Genomic DNA, 19,037 nt, shown 5'->3' with positions numbered 1-19,037 from the left:
TGCCCCCATGCAAAGGATGGATACGTGAGCGAAACTGTCTTGTCCAACAATGATCAGCCGTCGGTGCAAGCGCCGGCGCAACCCGTCACCGAGCCTGTAAAGCGCTCTGGCAGTGGTCTGGCCGTGCTGGCGCTGTTGCTGGGTGCGGCCGGGGTCGCAGTAGGGGGTTGGGGTGTGTGGCAGGTGCGGCAACTGCAAGGCAGTGAGGTGAACCAGGGCCAGCACCTTGAAGCCCTCAGCCAGCGCGCTGCGGCACTGCAGCAGCGTGAGCAGCAGATCAGTGCACAACTGGCCAGCCTGCCGGCCGCCAGCGAGCTGGAAGACCGCCGCCGCCTGGTGGCGCAGTTGCAAGGCGATCAGCAGCGTCTCAGCCAGCGTCTGGAAACCGCACTCGGCGAAAGCCGCAAGGAGTGGCGCCTGGCCGAGGCCGAGCACCTGCTGCGCCTGGCTACCCTGCGCTTGTCGGCGCTGCAGGACATCACCAGCGCCAAGGCCCTGGTCGAAGGGGCCGACGAAATCCTCCGCGAACAGAGCGACCCGGGCGCCTTTGCCGCCCGCGAGCAACTGGCGCGCAGCCTGGCCACGCTCAACAGCACCCAGCAGCCGGACCGCACTGGCCTGTTCCTCAAGCTCGCCGCCCAGCGAGAGCTGGTGCAGCAGCTCAGCGCCCAGGCGCCCGAGTTCGCCAGCAACGCCGATGCGCTCGGTGCGCTGACTGCCGATGGTGACGGGGCCAGTCGCCTGTCGCAGTGGTGGGCTGAAATCTCCAAGTACTTCCAGATCGACTTCAACGCCGACGACAATGTGCGGCCGTTGCTGGCTGGCCAGCAGCTGAACCAGCTGCGCCTGGCCCTGAGCCTGACCATCGAGCAGGCGCAGTGGGCTGCGCTCAATGGCGAAGCCAAGGTCTACAACCAGGCCCTGGATGATGCCCGCAGCGTGCTGCTGGCCAACTTCAATGCCGACAACCCACAAAGCAAGGCGATGCTCGACAGCCTCAATGCGCTGGCTGAGCAGCCCGTCTCGGTAGTAACCCCGGACCTGAGCGAAAGCCTGGCGGCGGTGCAGGCGTACATTCAGCGCCGCCATCTGCCAGCCGAGGCTGAAGGAGGCAAGCCATGAAGCGTGTCTACCTGCTCGCCGTACTGGCGATCGTGGTTGCCGCAGCGCTGGGTATCGCGGTGGCCAAGCACAGTGGCTACGTGCTGATCGCCTATGGCGGTTTCCGTTACCAGTCCGGATTGTGGGCCGCGCTCGCAGCGCTGGCTGCCGTGGTCGTGTTGCTGTTGCTGCTGCGTTACCTGGTAGGCCTGGTACTGACCTCCAGTGGCGTGGTCAACCCGTGGTCGCGGCGCAACCGTAGCCGGCGCGTGCGGATCGCCATCGAACAGGGCCAGCTGGACTTGGCCGAGGGCCGCTGGGCCAGTGCCCAGCGCCACCTGCATCGTGCGGCCGAGGCCGAGCGCCAGCCGCTGCTGTACTACCTCGGTGCCGCCCGCGCCGCCAACGAGCAGGGGCGCAAGGAAGACAGCGACAACCTGCTGGAGCGCGCGCTGGAGCGCCAGCCCCAGGCTGAACTGGCCATTGCCCTGACCCATGCGCAATTGCAGATGGACCGTGGCGAGCGCGATGCTGCGCTGGAGACCCTGCTGGCCATGCAGGAGCGCCATCCGCATAACACCCAGGTCCTGCGCCTGTTGCAGCGCCTGCACCTGGAGCGTGGCGACTGGTCGGCGCTGATCCGCCTGCTGCCAGACTTGCGCAAGGGCAAGGTGTTGCCGGCGGACGAGCTGGCCGCGCTGGAGAAGCGCGCCTGGGGCCAGAACCTTGGCCTGGCGAGCACCCGTGGCGAGGATGCGCACACTGCCCGTCAGGCCCTTGAGCGTGCCTGGCAGCAGTTGACCGCGGCCCAGCGCCAAGAGCCGCAACTGGTACTGGCCTATGCCGAACAGCTGCGCCAGGTGGGTGCTCAGGGCGAAGCCGAGCAGGTGCTGCGCAACGCACTCAAGCGTGAGTACGAAAGCCACCTTGCGCGCCTGTATGGCCTGGTACGCGGTGATGACCCGGCGCGTCAGCTGCAAACCGCCGAAGGCTGGCTGAAGGCCCACCCGCAGGACCCGAGCCTGTTGCTCACCCTCGGCCGCCTGAGCCTGCAGAACCGCCTGTGGGGCAAGGCGCGCGACTATCTCGAAAGCAGCCTGCGCATGGAGCGTAATCCGGAAGCCTGTGCCGAGCTTGCGCGCCTGCTCGCCAGCCTGGGCGAGACCGAACGCAGCAACCAGCTGTTCGAGGAAGGCCTGGGGTTGCTCGATGAGCGTCTTCTGGCATTGCCCTTGCCAGAAGGTGTACGCGCCTAACCGTTTCATGAGCCCGCGCAAGGGCGCGGGCTCATGGGTCTGGTAACTTGTTCTGCGTTATAAGTTAGATCCGCAGTCTCTTCTTCGGAAGTTTCCTACAGCTTTGATGGAGACTTTCCTTGCAATACAGCGACTTGTCCCTCAAATAGTGCCTTGAAACAAGCCCGGCCTTTCCTCTACCGTTCCAAGCCACTTCAACTTTCCCGGGACCTTTCTTCCCATGCCGATGGCCAGACTGCGCACGCTTTTCATTCCGGCATGCCTTGCTTCGCTGGCAGTGCTGGGCGCTTCCTACTATCTCGAAAGTGTCCTTGGGCTGGTGCCTTGCCCGCTGTGTTTCAGCCAGCGGGTATTGTTGGGGGTCTATGCGCTGGTCTGCCTGTGCGCGGCGCTGCATGCGCCTGGTATTGCCGGGGTTAGGCTGTACGCGCGTACGGCGCTGCTGTGCGCGGCCAGCGGTGCCTTGCTGGCGGCGCGGCATGTGTGGTTGCAGGGCGCAAGTGATACGAGCCACCTGTGCCCGTTGCCCATCGGGCGCATGTTCGAACTGTCCTGGCGTGAAGCGTTGCGACAATTGCTGCTCGGCGGCCCCGATTGCCGCTCGCTGACCTGGAGCTTCCTCGACCTGACCATGCCGGAGTGGAGCCTGCTGGCGTTTCTGCTGCTGGCGGCGCTGCCCTTGAGCTGCCTGCTGGCGTATCGTTTCCGCTCACTTGGCCATCCTTGACCTGGCGCATGCTGCTGGCCGATAGCGCGACCAATGGTGGTGCATCGAGGTATTAAACACTTGTATGAACTTTGTCCGCTGCGTACCTTGATGCTAAGCACGCGCGGGAATAATCTCCCAGCACGCATACCGAAAATACAACTGCTCGATGCCGTCCTGCTGATGTCACCTTTGTGCTGCACGGTCGTGGTGCGAGGTGCAGCGGCATCTACCCAGAAGGGAAGAGATCGCCATGCTCGATAGTTGTCAGAACGCCCAGGAACGCTGGGGTGGGGTTCACAAGCTGATCGACCGTTGGCTCGAGGAGCGAGAGGAGCTGGTCCAGGCTTTCCGCACTTTGCGCGACGCCAAGCCGGCTTTTGCCGACAAGGACACGAACGGCGACTTTTGCACGCTACTCGTTGACTACGTTTCGGCGTGGCATTTCGAAGTCAGCGAGCAATTGGTCAGTGAAGCGAAAGCGTTCGGCGATACACGAGGCCTGGAATTGGCCACGCAGATCAATCCGCGCATTGATGAAAGCACTCAGTTTGCCTTGGCCTTCAACGACCATTGTGACAAGGGTGAGTGCAAGGATCCTGCGCGCTTCGCCGAAAAGCTCGGCAAGCTGGGCGGCCTTCTGCACGAACGCTTCGAGCTCGAAGACTGCCTGATCGAGGTACTGCACAACGCGCACAAGGAAGAGGGCGCGGTCGAGGCCTGACGGTCGGCGTCAGTCGCCGACCGCCAGTAACTCGATTTCGAACACCAGAGGCGTGTAGGGCGCGATCAGGTCACCTGCGCCCTCGGCACCGTAGGCCTGTGCCGAGGGGATCACCAGGCGCCAGGTCGAACCTGCTTTCATGTGCGGCAGCGCCACCTGCCAGCCGTTGATCACCGAGTCCAGGCTGAACCACTGCGGTTGCTGGTTCTGGTCGAACACCGAGCCATCCGGCAGCCTGCCGACATAGCGCACCTGCACCTTGCCGCCGGCTTTGGGTTGCGCGCCATTACCCGCTTTCAACTCACTGTACAGCACGCCTTCCGGCAGCTCGTGCACGCCGGCGCGGGCCCGCTCGTTGGCCATGAAGCGTGTTTCCACGGCCTGCAGTTTGCTCACTTCGGCTTGTTCGGCGGCGGCGCCGGCCTGCTCCTCGTGCTGTTGCAGGATGGCCTCCATGCGTGCCTTGTCGAGTTTCAAAGGCTGGCCCTGATAGGACTGGCGCAGGCCTTCGACCAGCGCATCCAGTTGCAGGCCGGGCACTTCCTGACGCAGGCGCTCGCCCAGGCTGGCGCCGAGGCTGTAGGCCAGATCATGGTCGTTGGCAGGGGCGGTATCGTCGGCGGCCAGGGCGAATGGCGCCATCAGGCACAGGCCGAAAGCAAGATAACGCGGCATGGGTAACTCCAGCTCGATGAGCAGGGAAGTATGCCAGCGTTGTTGCCTCGGCATGTGTAAATATCAGCAACGTTTTGTTAAGCAACTACACTTGCACGGAGCTGCAAGATAACAACTTTGCCCAGGCATGCAACGCGGCGCCATCAATACTGTCAACATGCCCTAGCGGCGGTAGCAGCAGAAGCATAGTATGAGCCGCAATCTCGTCAGCCAGGAGGTAAACCATGTCGGCCAAAAAGAAGCCAGTAAATACGCCGTTACACCTGCTCCAGCAACTTTCGGGCAGCCTGCTCGAACACTTGGAAGAGGCCTGTTCGCAAGCGCTGGCTGATGCGGAGAAATTGCTGGCCAAGTTGGAAAAGCAGCGCGGCAAAGCCCAGGAAAAACTGCATAACGGTCGCCTGAAGTTGCAGGACGCGGCCAAGGCAGGCAAAGCCAAGGCGCAGAACAAGGCGCAAAAGCTGATCGGTGAACTTGAAGAACTGCTCGATTCGCTCAAGGAACGCCAGACCCAGACCCTTACTTACATTCAACAACTCAAGCGTGATGCGCAGGAAAGCCTGAAACTCGCGCAGGGTGTCGGCAAGGTTCGTGAGGCCGCTGGCAAAGCACTCGATCAGCGTGTAGTGGCTGCCAAGACTGTGAAACCGGCTGCTGCCAAAGCACCGGCCCGCAGCGCTGCCAAGCCTGCTGCCGCCAAGGCCCCGGCCAAACCGGCCGCAACCAAGGCGCCAGCCCGCGCCGCCGCCAAGCCCGCCGCGAAACCAGTTGCAGCCAAGCCTGCCGCAGCCAAATCACCGGCCAGAGCCGCTGCCGCTAAACCTGCTGCAGCCAAGCCAGCGGCCGCCAAGCCCGCAGCAGCCAAAGCACCGGCCCGCGCCGCTGCCGCTAAACCTGCTGCAGCCAAGCCTGCGGTCGCCAAGCCTGCAGCAGCCAAGGCCCCAGCCCGCGCCGCCGCAGCCAAGCCAGCTGCCAAACCGGTTGCAGCTAAACCTGCCGCAGCCAAACCTGCCGCGAAACCTGCAGCAGCCAAGGCCCCAGCCAAACCAGCAGCCAAAACGGCTGCTGCCAAAGCACCGGCCAAACCTGCTGCAGCCAAGCCAGCAGCAAGGCCTGCGGCGAAAGCTCCAGCAAAACCCGCGGCAGCCAAGCCTGCCGAAACCAAACCGGCTGCACCTGCCGCCAGTGCGCCAGCGACCAACTCGGCCGCTCCCGCTACCTCCTCGGCACCCGCCAGCAGCCCCGCTCAGACGCCGTCTTCGGCCTCCTGAAGCTCTGCGGCCGCGACGCGCAAGCTAGCCAGCGCGTCGTGGCCGCGGGCCTGGTCCGGTGCCAGCCGGTCCAGCCAATCGTCCGTGCTCTCGAGCGAGCCTGTGGGCCATTGTTGCGCACAGGATTGCAGCCGTTGCAGCAACTGCTTCTCCGCTTGTAACTCCAGCCCCTTCACCTGCTCACGCAACGCCGCCAGGTGCGGATCGTGTTGCGCGGGCGTACGCCATTGCTGGCGCAGGTTGCGTAACGGTGCAACCACGTCGTGTTGCCACGGCCCGGCAATCGCACGCAGTGCCTGGGCGCGCTCTTCACTGAAGGGCACTGCATGCGCCTGCAGCCAGGTCGCGCACAGCAGCAGGCAGACGTCGCCCCCCATCGCCTGGATCTCCAGGCAAGCCGTTTCGACTCCCGGGCGGGCATACAGCGCCAGGGCGTGATTCCACAGGTCGGTGTACATGATTCCACTCACGCTGCGGGCCGAGGAAGCTGGTAGACTCCGCGACCACTATGATCAGACTATCCAACCTCACTTTACAGCGTGGTCCGCAGCGCTTGCTAGAAGGCGCCGAGATGACCCTGCACGCCGGTCACAAGGCCGGCCTGATCGGCGCCAATGGCGCCGGAAAATCCAGCCTGTTCGCCATGCTGCGCGGCGAACTGTCGCCCGATGCCGGCGATTGCCAGCTGCCCGGCGACTGGCGCATTGCCCACATGCGTCAGGAGGTCGATACCCTCGACCGCCTGGCCGTGGACTATGTGCTCGACGGTGACGCCCGCTTGCGCAAGGTCCAGGCTGAACTGGCCGTGGCCGAACAGGCCCACGACGGCACCGCCCTGGCGCGCCTGCACAGTGAGCTGGAAGTTGCCGACGGTTACACCGCCGATGCCCGCGCCCGTAAATTGCTGGCTGGCCTGGGCTTCACCAACGAGCAGATGGACCGCCGCGTCGGTGACTTCTCCGGTGGCTGGCGGATGCGCCTGAACCTGGCCCAGGCGCTGATGTGCCCGTCCGACCTGCTGCTGCTCGACGAGCCGACCAACCACCTCGATCTCGATGCGATCCTGTGGCTGGAAGACTGGCTCAAGGGTTACCCGGGCACGCTGTTGCTGATCTCCCACGACCGCGATTTCCTCGATGCAGTGGTCGACCATGTGCTGCATGTCGAGCAGCGCAAGCTCAACTTGTACAAGGGTGGTTACACCGCCTTCGAGCGCACCCGTGCCGAGCGCCTGGCGCAGCAGCAGCAGGCCTACGAGAAGCAGCAGGCGCAGCGCGCGCACATGGAGAAGTACATCGCCCGCTTCAAGGCCCAGGCCACCAAGGCTCGTCAGGCGCAGAGCCGGATCAAGGCCCTGGAGCGCATGGAAGAGCTGTCGGCGGCACATGTCGATTCGCCGTTCGACTTCGTCTTCCGCGAATCGCAGAAAATCTCCAGCCCGCTGCTGAGCCTGTCCGAAGGCCGTTTGGGTTATGGCGACAAGGCGATCCTCGACAAGGTCAAGCTGCAGCTGGTTCCGGGTGCACGCATCGGCCTGCTCGGCCCCAACGGCGCCGGCAAGTCGACCCTGATCAAGAATCTCGCCGGTGAGCTGGAACCGTTGTCGGGCCGCCTGGTGCGTGGCGAGAACCTCGCTGTCGGCTACTTCGCCCAGCACCAGCTCGACTCGCTGGACGACAAGGCCAGCCCGCTCCTGCACCTGCAGCGCATCGCGCCGACCGAGCGCGAGCAGACCCTGCGTGACTTCCTTGGCGGCTTTGATTTCCATGGCGACCGCGTCGACGAGCCAGTGGTGAACTTCTCCGGTGGCGAGAAGGCCCGTCTGGCCCTGGCGCTGATTGCCTGGGAGCGGCCGAACCTGCTGCTGCTCGACGAACCGACCAACCACCTCGACCTGGAGATGCGCCTGGCGCTGACCATGGCCTTGCAGGAGTTTGCTGGTGCCGTGGTGGTGGTTTCCCACGACCGTCACCTGCTCAAGAGCACCACCGACGATTTCCTGCTGGTGGCCGATGGCAAGGTCGAGACCTTCGATGGCGACCTCGACGACTACAGCCGCTGGCTGGTCGAGTACCGCCAGCGCAGTGCGCCGGCCAGCAATGCCCCGGTCAACCCGGACAAGACCGACAAGAAGGCCCAGCGCCAGGCTGCGGCGGCCTTGCGTCAGCAGTTGGCACCGCACAAGAAGGTGGCCGACAAGCTGGAGACCGAGCTTAACCAGGTGCATGCGCAACTGGCCGAGATCGAGACCGCGCTGGGTGACGGCGGTGTGTACGAGGCGGCGCGCAAGGATGAATTGCGTGATTTGCTGGCTCGGCAGACCAAGTTGAAGCAGCGTGAGGGTGAGTTGGAAGAGGCCTGGATGGAGGCTCTGGAAACGCTGGAGAGCATGCAGGCTGAGTTGGAAGCGCTTTCCTGAAAGGTCTCTATCGCCTGGGCTGGCCTCTTCGCGGATAAATCCGCTCCTACAGGGGCCAGTGCAGGCGATGGAAATCCCGCAGAATTTGCTGGTTATTTTTTCGCCAAGACCTTAGCTTAACGTTTTGCAACAACTGTTGAGCGAGGTGTGTGATGTCGATGGAAGTGTGGTTGGGCTTCTTTGCTGCGTGCTGGGTGATCAGCCTGTCGCCAGGTGCCGGGGCCATTGCCTCGATGTCCAGCGGGCTACAGTACGGCTTCTGGCGTGGCTACTGGAATGCCCTGGGCCTGCAACTGGGCCTGATCGTGCAGATCGCCATCATTGCTGCCGGCGTCGGCGCCATCCTCGCCGCTTCCGCCACCGCCTTCCAGGTCATCAAATGGTTCGGCGTGGGCTACCTGGTCTACCTGGCCTACAAGCAATGGCGTGCCCTGCCCATGGACATGACCGACGAATCCGGCGTGCGCCCGATCGGCAAGCCGTTGAGCCTGGTGTTCCGCGGCTTCCTGGTCAACGTCAGCAACCCCAAGGCGCTGGTGTTCATGCTGGCGGTGCTGCCGCAGTTCATCAACCCGCACGCGCCACTGCTGCCACAGTACATCGCGATCACCGTGACCATGGTCAGCGTCGACATGCTGGTGATGGCGGGTTACACCGGGCTGGCTTCGCGGGTGTTGCGCCTGCTGCGAACGCCCAAGCAGCAAAAGCGCCTGAACCGTACCTTTGCCGGCCTGTTCATCGGTGCCGCCACGTTCCTGGCCACCCTGCGCCGGGCGCCACTCTGATCGAATACCGGGGCTGCCCTGCAGCCCCGGTCATTTCTGCTTGTCCACCAACCCCTTGAGCAAGTCGACCGGCAACGGAAAGACAATGGTCGAGCTCTTGTCCCCGGCAATCGTCCCCAGCGTCTGCATGTAACGCAACTGCATGGCCCCAGGCTCCTTGCTGAGCATCTGCGCGGCTTGCATCAACTTCTCCGACGCCTGCAACTCGCCCTCGGCATGGATCACCTTGGCCCGCCGTTCCCGTTCGGCCTCCGCCTGACGGGCGATGGCGCGGACCATCGACTCGTTGAGGTCGACATGCTTGATCTCGACGTTGGCGACCTTGATGCCCCAGGCATCGGTCTGTGCGTCCAGTACCTGGCGGATGTCCAAATTGAGCTGCTCGCGTTCGGCCAGCAGTTCGTCCAGCTCGTGCTTGCCCAGCACCGCACGCAAGGTGGTCTGGGCCAGCTGGCTGGTGGCGACGAGGAAGTCCTCGACCTGGATGATCGCCTTCTGCGGGTCGAGCACGCGGAAATACAACACCGCATTGACCTTTACCGACACGTTGTCGCGGGTGATCACATCCTGTGGCGGCACATCCAGCACCACGGTACGCAGGTCGACCCGGACCATCTGCTGGATGACCGGGATCAGCAGGATCAGCCCCGGCCCCTTGACCTGCCAGAAGCGCCCCAACTGGAACACCACGCCCCGCTCGTACTCGCGCAGGATGCGGAATGCTGACAGCAACAGCATCGCCAGCACGATCAGCACAGCGCCGAAACCCACTTGCATGAACATCGTCAATCTCCTTGCGCCGCGGGCGCGGCGGCGCTCACTTCCAGCATCACGCCATGGCGTGCCATGACCCGGACGTTCTGCCCGGCCTGCAACGGCGTGGCGCACTGGACTTGCCATTGTTCGCCCTGGGCCTGGACCGAGCCACAGAACGGGTTGTCCGCCAGCACTTGGGTGACCGTCACCAGGCTGCCGATCAGGCCGGCGTCACCGCTGACCAGCGCCCGTCGCCGCGCCTTGATGGCCATGCCCAGCACACCGCCGATCAGCAGGGCCGAGAGCACGGCGAGGCTGCCGATCAGTGCCAGCGGAATACCGAAGCCGGGGGCATCGGTGTCAATCAGGATCACCGCACCGACCACGAAGGCGACGATGCCGCCGAAGCCGACCACGCCGAAACTGGGCAGGAATGCCTCGGCGATCATGAAGGCGATGCCGAGCAGGATCAGCGCCACGCCAGCGAAGCTCACCGGCAACAACTGCAGGGCATACAGCGCCAGTAGCAGGCAGATGCCGCCGACCACGCCGCCCAGTGCGGAGCCGGGGTTCATGAATTCGAACAGCAGGCCGTATACCCCGATCATGATCAGGATCAGCGCCACGCTGGGGTTGGTGATGACGGCCAGCAGGCGCGTGCGCCAGTCCGGCAGATGCTCGATCAGGGCCGCATCCCGTGTTTGCAGCAGCTGTGGCTGGCCAGCGGCGAGCAAGGTCTTGCCGTCAAGCTGGCGCATCAGGTCGGGCAGGTCGTTGGCCAGCTGGTCGATCACTTTCAGGCGCAGCGCTTCACTGGCAGGCAAGCTGACCGCCTCGCGCACGGCCTGCTCTGCCCAGTCGGCATTGCGCCCGCGCAGTTGCGCCAGGCCTCGGATGTAGGCCGCTGCGTCATTGACCTGTTTGCGGGCCAGGGTCTGTTCGTCGTCGCTCGGCTTGGCCTTGTCGTCCTTTGCCGTGCCAGGCAGGCCGCCGATCTGCACGGGCGTGGCGGCGCCGAGGTTGGTCCCCGGGGCCATGGCGGCGACGTGGCTGGCATAGAGGATATAGGTGCCGGCGCTGGCGGCACGGGCGCCACTGGGGGCGACGTAACTGGCGACCGGTACCGGGCTTGCGAGAATCGCCTTGATCATCTGGCGCATGGCACTGTCCAGCCCGCCGGGGGTGTCCAGGCGCAGCACCACCAGCTGGGCGCCCTGGGCCTTGGCCTGTTCGAGGTTGCGCACCAGGTAGTCGGCGCTGGCCGGGCCGATGGCGTCATCGATGCTCAACAGCCAGACGCTGCCGGGCGCTGCCAGGCCCGCCTGGGCAAAGCCAAGCAGCAGCAACAGCAGCAGCCCGCGGCAACATCGAGTGATCACCTGTCGTCACCTCGTTGACCTCTCTGCTTGAAGTTTAGCCATGCCTGCCGGCCCAAGGCCTAAAATTGGAAGTTGGGGGGCGAAACCGGAGGTGCATCATGCGTATGGCCAAGACCCTGCAGCAACGCCTGGACCAGGCCAACTGCGATTACGACATCATTCCCCACCCACACTCGGCCACCAGCCTGGAGTCGGCGCGCACGGCTGGCGTACCTGCCGAGCGGGTGGCCAAGTCGGTCATGCTCGACGACCGTCATGGCAACTACATCATGGCCGTGCTACCGGCCAACCGGCACATGGACATGAGCAAGGTGCGCATGTCCGGCGCCTGGCAACTGACCCGCGAAAGCGCCTTGCCGATGCTGTTCGGCGACTGCGAAAGGGGCGCCATCCCGGCAATGGGTGACGCCTATCAGATAAAGATGCTGCTCGATTCGAGTCTTACCCGCCAGGGCGATGTCTACCTGGAGGCGGGTGACCACGATCACCTGATCCACATGAGCATGGAGCAGTACCTGAAACTGGTACCGCAAGCCGAAGTACGCGAGCTGTGCTGATGTGCTCAAGCCAATGCCGGGCTGGCGTCGTGGACGGCCCGCCCGGCACACAGGAGGAACCATGGACGCACCGATCCATCCATTCGCAGAGCTGTTCAAGCAATTGGGCCTGCCCGACGATGCGCAGAGCATCGACCAGTTCATCACCAGCCATTCGCCGTTGAAAAACGAGACCAAGCTGGTGGATGCACCGTTCTGGACTGACTCACAGCGCACCTTCCTGAAGGAAAGCATCATTGAAGATGCCGATTGGGCGGTGCCTTTCGATCAACTCAACGAAGCGCTGCGCCGCCCCCGAAAATAAAGTGCCGAGCGGCACCTGACGAGTGATTGGCCGTTGCTATGCTCAGGGAAAACAAGAGGGGATAGCGTGATGAAAGATCCCTACGCACCAGGCTTCTGGTGCTCCGTGACGATCCTGGGCACCTTGACGGCCGGTTACTTCTACGGCATCCGCCACACCCAGCAGATGAACCAGGCCATACAGTTCCTCTACGCTGCCGCCGCGGTCACTGGCGCGGTCGCGATGGTGGCGCTGACGTGGATTGCCTGGCAGCAGTTACGCCTGAACAAGCGCGAAGTGATCCAGGGGCGAACGTTGCTGACCATCTGGAACACCAAGGTCGCGCTACGCCGCGTCGAAACGGTGTTCGACCGCTATTTCTGGGGCAGCTACTGGCATTCCGGGCGCACCTTCGAGGAGGTGATGGGCGAACTCAAGGGCACGCCGCTGGAGCAGAGCCTGGATGCGTTGAAACGCCAGTGCCGGGCGCTCGACCGGGAAATCCACGACCATCACCATCACTGGCTGGCCAATGCCCGCGACCTGTCCAGCGTGGCCACGGCCATGGCCCGCGAGCGTTATCAGCTGGACCTGTGCGAGCCGTCGAGCAACGGCCATGGTAATACCGCCGTGCTCAATCGTGACCTGGAAGTGCTGGTGTACACCTGGTCGGCGCGGCTGCGCAGCTTCGACCATCAGCTGGACGAACTGGAGCGCGCCTACCACTGAGGCCCGGCTATTCGCCGCGGATGTACTGCTCCAGTTGCTTGATCAGGCTGGCCTGTTCGGCGATGGTTTCCTTGACCAGGTCGCCGATCGACAGCAGGCCGAGCAGCTTGCCGTTTTCGACCACTGGCAGGTGGCGCAAGTGACGGTCGGTCATCTGTTGCATGCAGTAATCCAGGTTCTTCTTTGGCTCCACCGTGATCACTGGCGCACTCATGATCTCGCGCACCGGCGTGGCGGCCGAGGAGCGGCCCTTGAGCACCAGCTTGCGGGCATAGTCCCGCTCACTGACGATGCCCACCACCTGGTCGTTTTCGACGACCGGCAAGGCACCGACGTTTTTCTCCGCCAGCAGTTTCAGGGCGTCGAGCACCGAGTCATCCGGGCCGATGGTGTACACGGTCTGGTGCTGGGATTTGGTCTTGAGGATTTGTTCGACGGTCTTCATACGGGCCTCTGCGGGTGAAAAAGACGAGCTCCTGGAGTAAATAAAGCATCCGGCACGCCGGCCTGCACGGCAATGCAGGAAACGGCATGGAGTCGATTGAAAAACGTCATCGAGCAGGTACGCACGTTGGTGAAGAGGCGGATTTCAGGTTTTTCAGAATTTGCCTACGAAAACTGCCCTCCTACGGCATCGGACTTCGAATTTACCCATCGCAATCAAAGGCTTAATTTCTTGAACTAGCTGAGACTCTCACGCCCGTAGTGCTGCGCACACGGGCGTTGATCTTTCTGGGGAGGAAAATGCTCGCGATGGAAAACAAGAAGTCATGCAGAACTCACAATTACCCAGGCGTAGCGCGTTGCAAGATGCCTTCATTGCCTTGGTTGAAATTGCACTGGCCCGTCGTCGCTCCGCTGACCACGGGGCAAATGATGAAGGTGTGCCTGCGTTCTCGTACTTGCTCACGCCTAAGCAGTTTGATCGTGTAAGGAAGATCTGCAAGGAGAAGGGCTGGGATGTGCCCAATCAGAGAGGCGTACTCATTGATCTGGAAGCGGTCGCTCATCCTTTGGATGCGCGGATGACCAAGGATCAATGCACGGTTGAGGAGGTCGTGGAAATTCTGTTCGCGGCCTATTCGCCACAAAGCCAGGTTGGCTTGAACAAGCCGAAGCATGCACAAGCGATCGTCTTCAATACGCGACAGAAAGTCCGCATTGGCAAGGCCAGCTTTTATGCTGTCGCTGTGGTCAGGATACGAGTTGAGGGAGGTAAAAAGTACTTGGCCCCGGTTACTGCATATCATGCAACCGAGGCCAAGATCAGGAATATCAGGTGACTACGCGGAAGGACGGCTTTGTAGGCGAATCTCCCACACTCAAGTGGAACGACTCATTTTGCCTGCAATCTCCCTTCATATGACCCCAGTGTTTCAAGGCCTTCGCAGCACCGCCGACAAATTTTCTGCTGTCGTCGTAGTCAGGGCCAATGGTAGTTGGATGGCTACGCCGCTGCAAGCATTGCTCAAAGCTTCGGCATCTGCCCGATGCGCGCCACCATCTCGCTCACCACCTGCAAATCGAGCATGAACTGTTCCACGGTCTTGAACTCGTTGTCGTTGTGCCCGGTGTACTTCACATCTGGCATGGCCAGGCCGAACTGCACGCCGTTGGGCAGGTCATGCACCGAGGTGGCACCGGCCGAGGTGCCGAATGCGTGTTTCATGCCCAGGTTCTCGCTGGCCACATCGAGCAGCGCCTTGACCCATTCACCCTCGGGGTTGCGGAACATCGGCTCGTCGAGGCTGTAGTCGAAGGCCACCGAGGTGTGGCTCTGGCGGGTCCATTTGCCCAGCTTGTCGGCCAGCTGGTCCTTGAGTGTGGCCAGTGGCTTGCCTTTGGGAATACGCAGGTTAACGGCCAGCTTCAGGCCCTTGTCATCCACGCCGACGAAGGTCAGCGAGGTAGTCAGTGGGCCCATGAACGTGTCTTCGAAGCCGATGCCGAGTTTCTTGCCCAGGTAATCCAGGCCCCAGTTGTCGGCGGCGTAGCGGGCGGCATCGGTGAAGTGGTTGTGCTTGAGTGGTACCTGTTTGCCAAGGCCATTGAGGAAGTCGAGCATGCGCGCCACCGGGTTGACGCCGGACTCTGGCTCCGAGGAGTGGGCAGAAACGCCGGTCACGGTGAGCAGCACGTTGTTGCCGTCGACCTTGGCGTCGATGCTGAAGTCATTGCCATGACGCTTCACATAGTCGGCGCCGGCTTTCTCCAGACGCTTGGCCAGTTCCGCCGGTTTGTCTGCCACCAGGGTCGCTACCGACGTCGTCGGGATCTGGTTGGTCGCCAGGCCGCCGGTCAGGTTGACGATTTCCGCTCCCTGGCCGGTAGCCGGGCGTTTGCTGAAGCTGGCCATGACCGTGCCGTAGCCTTTTTCGGCAATCACCACCGGGTAACCGCCATCGAGCGCCAGGTTGTAGTCGGGAGTAGGGTTGCGCTCGAAGTAGTAGGGGATGGCGTCGCCGCTGGTTTCTTCGGTGGTGTCGATCAGCAGCTTGAACTGGCGGGCCAGTGGCAGGTTTTCGTCCTTGGCCACTTTCAGTGCATACAGGGCGACGATGATGCCGTTCTTGTCGTCTTCAGTACCACGGCCGTACATGCGGTCGCCGACCAGGGTGACCTTGAACGGGTCGAGGCGGGTGCCGTCGGCCAGTTTCCAGTTGTCCGGGTTGACCGGCACCACGTCAGCGTGGGCGTGGATGCCGACCACTTCCTTGCCTTCGCCCAGCGAGATCTCGTAGACGCGGTTGTCGACATTGCGGAAAGCCAGGCCGAAGCTCTCGGCCAGGGCTTTGATCTTGTCGGCCATCTTCAGGAACTCGGGGTTTTCGTGCTGCGGCACGCCGTCGACGCTGAAGGTGGGGATGGCTACCAGCTCGCGCAGGTTTTCCGTGGCGGCCTTGGCGTACTTGATGCGGGTATACAGGCCGAGCAGGCGGTTGATCTCGTTCTGCTGCTCGGCTGCGAGCGGCTTGCCGGCCAGGTAGGCGTCGAGGGTGGCTGCAAGGTTGTCGGCCTTGGCAAGGTCGCTGCCTTTGAGTTTGCCGAGGAATTGCTTGAAGTCGGCCGGGTTGCTGCCGTCGAAAGCCTTGACGATGGCGGCGGACTGTTGCGGGGAGAGGTTGGCCTGGGCCGGTTGGGTGAACAGGCCGATGCTGGCCAGCAGCAGGGCGGTGGAGGTGAGTTTTTTCAGGTGCATGGGCACGCATTCCTTCGCGAATCATTGTTATGGGATACCCGTCGGGACGGGAGGGGACCCACGCTAACACCAATGACCCATGGCACGGGAGTGCCAGAAACGCGACATGTCGCACAAATGAAAAAGCCCCGGGAGTGATCCCAGGGCTTTCAGGTATGGCGCACTCGGCGGGATTCGAACCCACGACCCCTGCCTTCGGAGGGCAGTACTCTATCCAGCTGAGCTACGAGTGCAACGCGCACGCATGATACCCATCTGATTCGGCGGCGTCCATCGCCTTGATCTATGGCTGTTTTTCCACTGTGGCCCGCTCAGTCCAGCGAAAATCCATCTATTCATATGCGATATCAGTATTTCCTTGACGGTTCTTATGCCCTCTATTATCTGGTCACAACTTGTTATAACAAGTCACCGACTTAGCGAAGAGACCCATGGCCGAACTGCTCCCCCTGTCCCCGGTACCGCTCTACACCCAGCTCAAGGAGCTGCTGCGCGAGCGCATCCTCGACGGTAGTTATCCACCGCACAGCCGTATGCCCTCGGAAAGCGAGCTGGGCAAGGCGTTCGATGTCAGCCGTATTACCGTGCGCCAGGCGCTGGGTGATCTGCAGAAAGAAGGGCTGATCTTCAAGATCCACGGCAAAGGCACCTTCGTCGCCAAACCCAAGGCGTTCCAGAACGTCAGCACCCTGCAGGGCCTGGGCGAGTCGATGACGCAGATGGGCTACGAGGTGATCAACCGCCTGCGCAGCTTCCGCCATGTGCCAGCCAATGCCTTGGTGGCGGCGCGGCTGCAGGTCGAGGAGGGCAGCCTGGTCACCGAGATCCGCCGGGTGCGGCTGATCAACCGCGAGCCAGTGTCGCTGGAGCTGACCTGGCTGCCCAAGGCCGTCGGCGAAAAGCTGGAAAAGGCCGACCTGGTTACCCGTGACATCTTCCTGCTGCTGGAAAACGACTGCGGCATCGCTCTGGGTCACGCCGACCTGGCCATCGACGCAGTGCTGGCCGACAGCGACCTGACCCAGGCGCTGGAGGTGGAAGAGGGCGCGCCGATCATGCGCATCGAACGCCTGACCCACGCCGCCGATGGCACGCCGCTGGACTTCGAACACCTCTATTACCGCGGCGATGCCTTCCAGTACCGCCTGCGCATCGACCGCCAGAAGGGGAGCAAGGCATGAGCATCGAAACCCAGGACTACGACATCATCGTGATCGGCGGCGGCACCGCCGGGCCGATGGCGGCGATCAAGGCCAAGGAGCACGACAAGCGCCTGCGCGTGCTGCTGCTGGACAAGGCCAACGTCAAGCGCAGCGGCGCCATCAGCATGGGCATGGACGGCCTGAACAACGCCATCATCCCCGGCCATGCCACGCCCGAGCAGTACACCAAGGAAATCACCGTGGCCAACGACGGCATCGTCAACCAGGCCGCCGTGCATGCCTATGCCACCCACAGTTTCGAGACTATCGAGCAACTCGACCGCTGGGGGGTGAAGTTCGAAAAGGACGAGACCGGCGACTACGCGGTGAAGAAGGTCCACCACATGGGCGCCTACGTGCTGCCCATGCCCGAAGGCCACGACATCAAGAAGGTGCTCTATCGCCAGCTCAAGCGTGCTCGGGTCGAGATCAGCAACCGCATGGTCTGCACCCGCGTGCTGCTCGATGCTGAAGGTGCTGCTGCCGGTGTGCTGGGCTTCGACTGCCGCACTGGCGAGTTTCGCGTCGTGCGGGCCAAGGCGGTGATCCTCGCCTGCGGCGCCGCCGGGCGCCTGGGCCTGCCGTCGTCCGGTTACCTGATGGGCACCTACGAGAACCCGACCAATGCCGGCGACGGCTATGCCATGGCCTACCATGCCGGCGCCGAGTTGGCCAACCTCGAGTGCTTCCAGATCAACCCGCTGATCAAGGACTACAACGGCCCGGCCTGCGCCTACGTCACCGGCCCGCTGGGTGGCTACACCGCCAATAGCAAGGGCGAGCGCTTCATCGAGTGCGACTACTGGAGCGGGCAGATGATGTGGGAGTTCCACCAGGAGCTTGAAGGCGGCAACGGCCCGGTATTCCTCAAGCTCGACCACCTGGCCGAGGAAACCATCCAGAACATCGAAGAGATCCTGCACAGCAACGAACGCCCCAGCCGTGGCCAGTTCCATGCCGGGCGTGGCACCGACTACCGCCAGCACATGGTCGAGATGCACATCTCCGAGATCGGCTTCTGCTCGGGGCATTCGGCTTCCGGGGTATGGGTCAACGAGAAGGCCGAGACTAGCGTGAAGGGCCTGTATGCCGCGGGTGACATGGCTGCGGTGCCGCACAACTACATGCTCGGTGCGTTCACCTACGGCTGGTTTGCCGGCGTCAATGCCGCGCAGTATGTGGCCGGGCGGGAATTGGCCGAGGTCGATACCGGGCAGGTCGAGCGCGAACGTGCCCGGGTCTTCGCCCCGCTGCAGCGAGAGCATGGCCTGCCGCCGGCGCAGGTCGAGTACAAGCTGCGGCGCATGGTGAACGATTACCTGCAGCCGCCAAAGGTGACCAAGAAGATGGAAATCGGCCTGGCACGCTTTGCCGAAATTGAACGTGATCTCGACCAGATGAAGGCCAGCAACCCGCATGAGCTGATGCGCGCGATGGAAGTGGCGGTGATCCGCGATTGTGCCGAGATGGCAGCACGGGCCTCGTTGTTCCGCGAGGAGAGCCGCTGGGGCCTTTACCACCACCGGGTGGACTTCCCCGAGCGCAACGATGGCGAATGGTTCTGCCATTGCCATCTGAAAAAGGGCGAAGACGGTGCAATGACCAGCTTCAAGAAAGCCATCGAACCGTACCTGATTGCGTTGGATGCCCAAGAACAGACCGCCTATGACCGGCTGCGGGTGAAAGCCGACGCTGCCTGATTAAAACAGAGGGCCGAAGGCCCCAAGGACCCCGTGAAATGGCCTACCAGCCCCAGGAAATCTTCTTTCGCAGCAGCGCCCCGGTAACCATCGACGAAGACAAATGCATTGCCGAAAAAGGCTGCACTGTCTGTGTCGAGGTCTGCCCCATGGACCTGCTGGCGATCAACCCGGCCACGCAAAAGGCGTACATGGCCTTCGACGAGTGCTGGTACTGCATGCCCTGCGAGAAAGACTGCCCCACCGGCGCGGTCAAGGTCGACATCCCGTACCTGCTGCGCTGATCCATCCCCGC

At 62.9% G+C, this 19,037-nt stretch carries 19 protein-coding genes, 1 tRNA gene and 1 pseudogene; 14 read left to right on the top strand and 7 right to left on the bottom strand.

Going from position 1 to position 19,037, the window contains the following annotated elements; all coding sequences use genetic code 11:
* Positions 1-24 precede the first annotated feature (24 nt).
* From ABE528_RS14255 to rsd, 4 genes are all read left to right on the top strand, one after another.
* Positions 25-1,122, top strand: a complete 1,098-nt coding sequence (locus tag ABE528_RS14255; RefSeq protein ID WP_346653309.1) for a uroporphyrinogen-III C-methyltransferase — start codon at positions 25-27, stop codon at positions 1,120-1,122.
* Complete coding sequence (locus ABE528_RS14250) at positions 1,119-2,357, top strand: heme biosynthesis HemY N-terminal domain-containing protein (RefSeq protein ID WP_152959097.1); 1,239 nt, start codon at positions 1,119-1,121, stop codon at positions 2,355-2,357. The genes ABE528_RS14255 and ABE528_RS14250 overlap by 4 nt, the downstream gene beginning before the upstream one ends.
* Positions 2,358-2,577: 220 nt before the next feature.
* A complete protein-coding gene (locus ABE528_RS14245) occupies positions 2,578-3,084 on the top strand; it encodes a disulfide bond formation protein B (protein ID WP_152959098.1) in 507 nt (168 codons plus the stop codon).
* A gap of 232 nt (positions 3,085-3,316) precedes the next feature.
* Positions 3,317-3,787: a sigma D regulator gene (gene rsd, locus ABE528_RS14240; RefSeq protein WP_103448542.1), complete on the top strand. Its 471-nt coding sequence runs from the start codon at positions 3,317-3,319 to the stop codon at positions 3,785-3,787.
* Between the two features lie 9 nt (positions 3,788-3,796).
* On the opposite strand, the gene ABE528_RS14235 is transcribed toward rsd, so the two are convergent.
* Complete coding sequence (locus tag ABE528_RS14235) at positions 3,797-4,462, bottom strand: FKBP-type peptidyl-prolyl cis-trans isomerase (protein ID WP_346653308.1); 666 nt, start codon at positions 4,460-4,462, stop codon at positions 3,797-3,799.
* A gap of 224 nt (positions 4,463-4,686) precedes the next feature.
* On the opposite strand from ABE528_RS14235, the gene ABE528_RS14230 reads away from it, so the two are divergent.
* Complete coding sequence (locus ABE528_RS14230) at positions 4,687-5,733, top strand: AlgP family protein (RefSeq protein ID WP_346653307.1); 1,047 nt, start codon at positions 4,687-4,689, stop codon at positions 5,731-5,733.
* Here the strand turns inward: ABE528_RS14230 and ABE528_RS14225 are convergent.
* The gene (locus ABE528_RS14225; RefSeq protein ID WP_152956785.1) at positions 5,709-6,191 is read right to left on the bottom strand and encodes a TIGR02444 family protein; all 483 of its coding nucleotides are present in this window, start codon (positions 6,189-6,191) and stop codon (positions 5,709-5,711) included. The genes ABE528_RS14230 and ABE528_RS14225 overlap by 25 nt on opposite strands.
* A 50-nt stretch (positions 6,192-6,241) precedes the next feature.
* On the opposite strand from ABE528_RS14225, the gene ABE528_RS14220 reads away from it, so the two are divergent.
* Positions 6,242-8,152 carry an ATP-binding cassette domain-containing protein gene (locus ABE528_RS14220; RefSeq protein WP_346653306.1) on the top strand — a complete coding sequence of 637 codons (1,911 nt, stop codon included), beginning with the start codon at positions 6,242-6,244 and terminating at the stop codon, positions 8,150-8,152.
* 152 nt (positions 8,153-8,304) lie between these two features.
* The gene (locus ABE528_RS14215) at positions 8,305-8,937 is read left to right on the top strand and encodes a LysE family transporter (RefSeq protein ID WP_152956787.1); all 633 of its coding nucleotides are present in this window, start codon (positions 8,305-8,307) and stop codon (positions 8,935-8,937) included.
* On the opposite strand, the pseudogene ABE528_RS14210 reads toward ABE528_RS14215, so the two are convergent.
* A pseudogene (locus ABE528_RS14210) lies at positions 8,902-9,720 on the bottom strand (slipin family protein); the annotation flags it as partial. The gene ABE528_RS14215 and the pseudogene ABE528_RS14210 sit on opposite strands and share 36 nt — an antisense overlap.
* A 2-nt stretch (positions 9,721-9,722) precedes the next feature.
* Positions 9,723-11,072, bottom strand: coding sequence for a nodulation protein NfeD (locus tag ABE528_RS14205; RefSeq protein WP_346653305.1), 1,350 nt, complete (start codon positions 11,070-11,072; stop codon positions 9,723-9,725).
* Positions 11,073-11,170: 98 nt separating this feature from the next.
* Between ABE528_RS14205 and ABE528_RS14200 the strand changes: the two genes are divergently transcribed.
* The 3 genes from ABE528_RS14200 to ABE528_RS14190 all read left to right on the top strand — a co-directional run bounded on the left by ABE528_RS14200 (position 11,171) and on the right by ABE528_RS14190 (position 12,641).
* Positions 11,171-11,629, top strand: a complete 459-nt coding sequence (locus ABE528_RS14200; protein WP_027916942.1) for a YbaK/EbsC family protein — start codon at positions 11,171-11,173, stop codon at positions 11,627-11,629.
* A 61-nt stretch (positions 11,630-11,690) separates the two neighbouring features.
* Entirely contained in the window at positions 11,691-11,933 is a 243-nt protein-coding gene (locus ABE528_RS14195) for a DUF2789 domain-containing protein (protein WP_152956788.1), read from the top strand.
* A 69-nt stretch (positions 11,934-12,002) separates the two neighbouring features.
* On the top strand, positions 12,003-12,641 hold the full coding sequence (locus ABE528_RS14190; protein ID WP_346653304.1) for an NADH:ubiquinone oxidoreductase subunit N: 639 nt from the start codon (positions 12,003-12,005) through the stop codon (positions 12,639-12,641).
* A 7-nt stretch (positions 12,642-12,648) separates the two neighbouring features.
* On the opposite strand, the gene ABE528_RS14185 is transcribed toward ABE528_RS14190, so the two are convergent.
* Positions 12,649-13,086 (bottom strand): CBS domain-containing protein, encoded by a 438-nt coding sequence (locus ABE528_RS14185; RefSeq protein ID WP_110637902.1) that lies wholly within the window; start codon positions 13,084-13,086, stop codon positions 12,649-12,651.
* A 325-nt stretch (positions 13,087-13,411) separates the two neighbouring features.
* Between ABE528_RS14185 and ABE528_RS14180 the strand changes: the two genes are divergently transcribed.
* Positions 13,412-13,924: a hypothetical protein gene (locus tag ABE528_RS14180; RefSeq protein ID WP_346653303.1), complete on the top strand. Its 513-nt coding sequence runs from the start codon at positions 13,412-13,414 to the stop codon at positions 13,922-13,924.
* Between the two features lie 185 nt (positions 13,925-14,109).
* On the opposite strand, the gene ABE528_RS14175 is transcribed toward ABE528_RS14180, so the two are convergent.
* Together ABE528_RS14175 and ABE528_RS14170 are read right to left on the bottom strand one after the other, a co-directional pair.
* The gene (locus ABE528_RS14175) at positions 14,110-15,840 is read right to left on the bottom strand and encodes a dipeptidase (protein WP_346653302.1); all 1,731 of its coding nucleotides are present in this window, start codon (positions 15,838-15,840) and stop codon (positions 14,110-14,112) included.
* Between the two features lie 156 nt (positions 15,841-15,996).
* Positions 15,997-16,073, bottom strand: a tRNA-Arg gene (locus ABE528_RS14170).
* 198 nt (positions 16,074-16,271) lie between these two features.
* On the opposite strand from ABE528_RS14170, the gene ABE528_RS14165 reads away from it, so the two are divergent.
* Genes ABE528_RS14165 through ABE528_RS14155 form a run of 3 tightly spaced genes read left to right on the top strand, consistent with a single transcriptional unit; the run spans position 16,272 to position 19,026 of the window.
* Positions 16,272-17,021 (top strand): GntR family transcriptional regulator, encoded by a 750-nt coding sequence (locus tag ABE528_RS14165; protein ID WP_152956791.1) that lies wholly within the window; start codon positions 16,272-16,274, stop codon positions 17,019-17,021.
* Positions 17,018-18,742 (top strand): fumarate reductase/succinate dehydrogenase flavoprotein subunit, encoded by a 1,725-nt coding sequence (locus ABE528_RS14160; RefSeq protein WP_152956792.1) that lies wholly within the window; start codon positions 17,018-17,020, stop codon positions 18,740-18,742. Before ABE528_RS14165 ends, ABE528_RS14160 begins: the two co-directional genes overlap by 4 nt.
* A gap of 38 nt (positions 18,743-18,780) precedes the next feature.
* Complete coding sequence (locus tag ABE528_RS14155) at positions 18,781-19,026, top strand: ferredoxin family protein (protein WP_008096634.1); 246 nt, start codon at positions 18,781-18,783, stop codon at positions 19,024-19,026.
* The last annotated feature ends 11 nt before the right edge of the window (positions 19,027-19,037 follow it).

Source organism: Pseudomonas sp. TWI628 (genome assembly GCF_039673865.1).
In the GTDB taxonomy this organism is placed as follows: domain Bacteria; phylum Pseudomonadota; class Gammaproteobacteria; order Pseudomonadales; family Pseudomonadaceae; genus Aquipseudomonas.
This window is presented reverse-complemented; position numbering and strand designations above follow the sequence as displayed.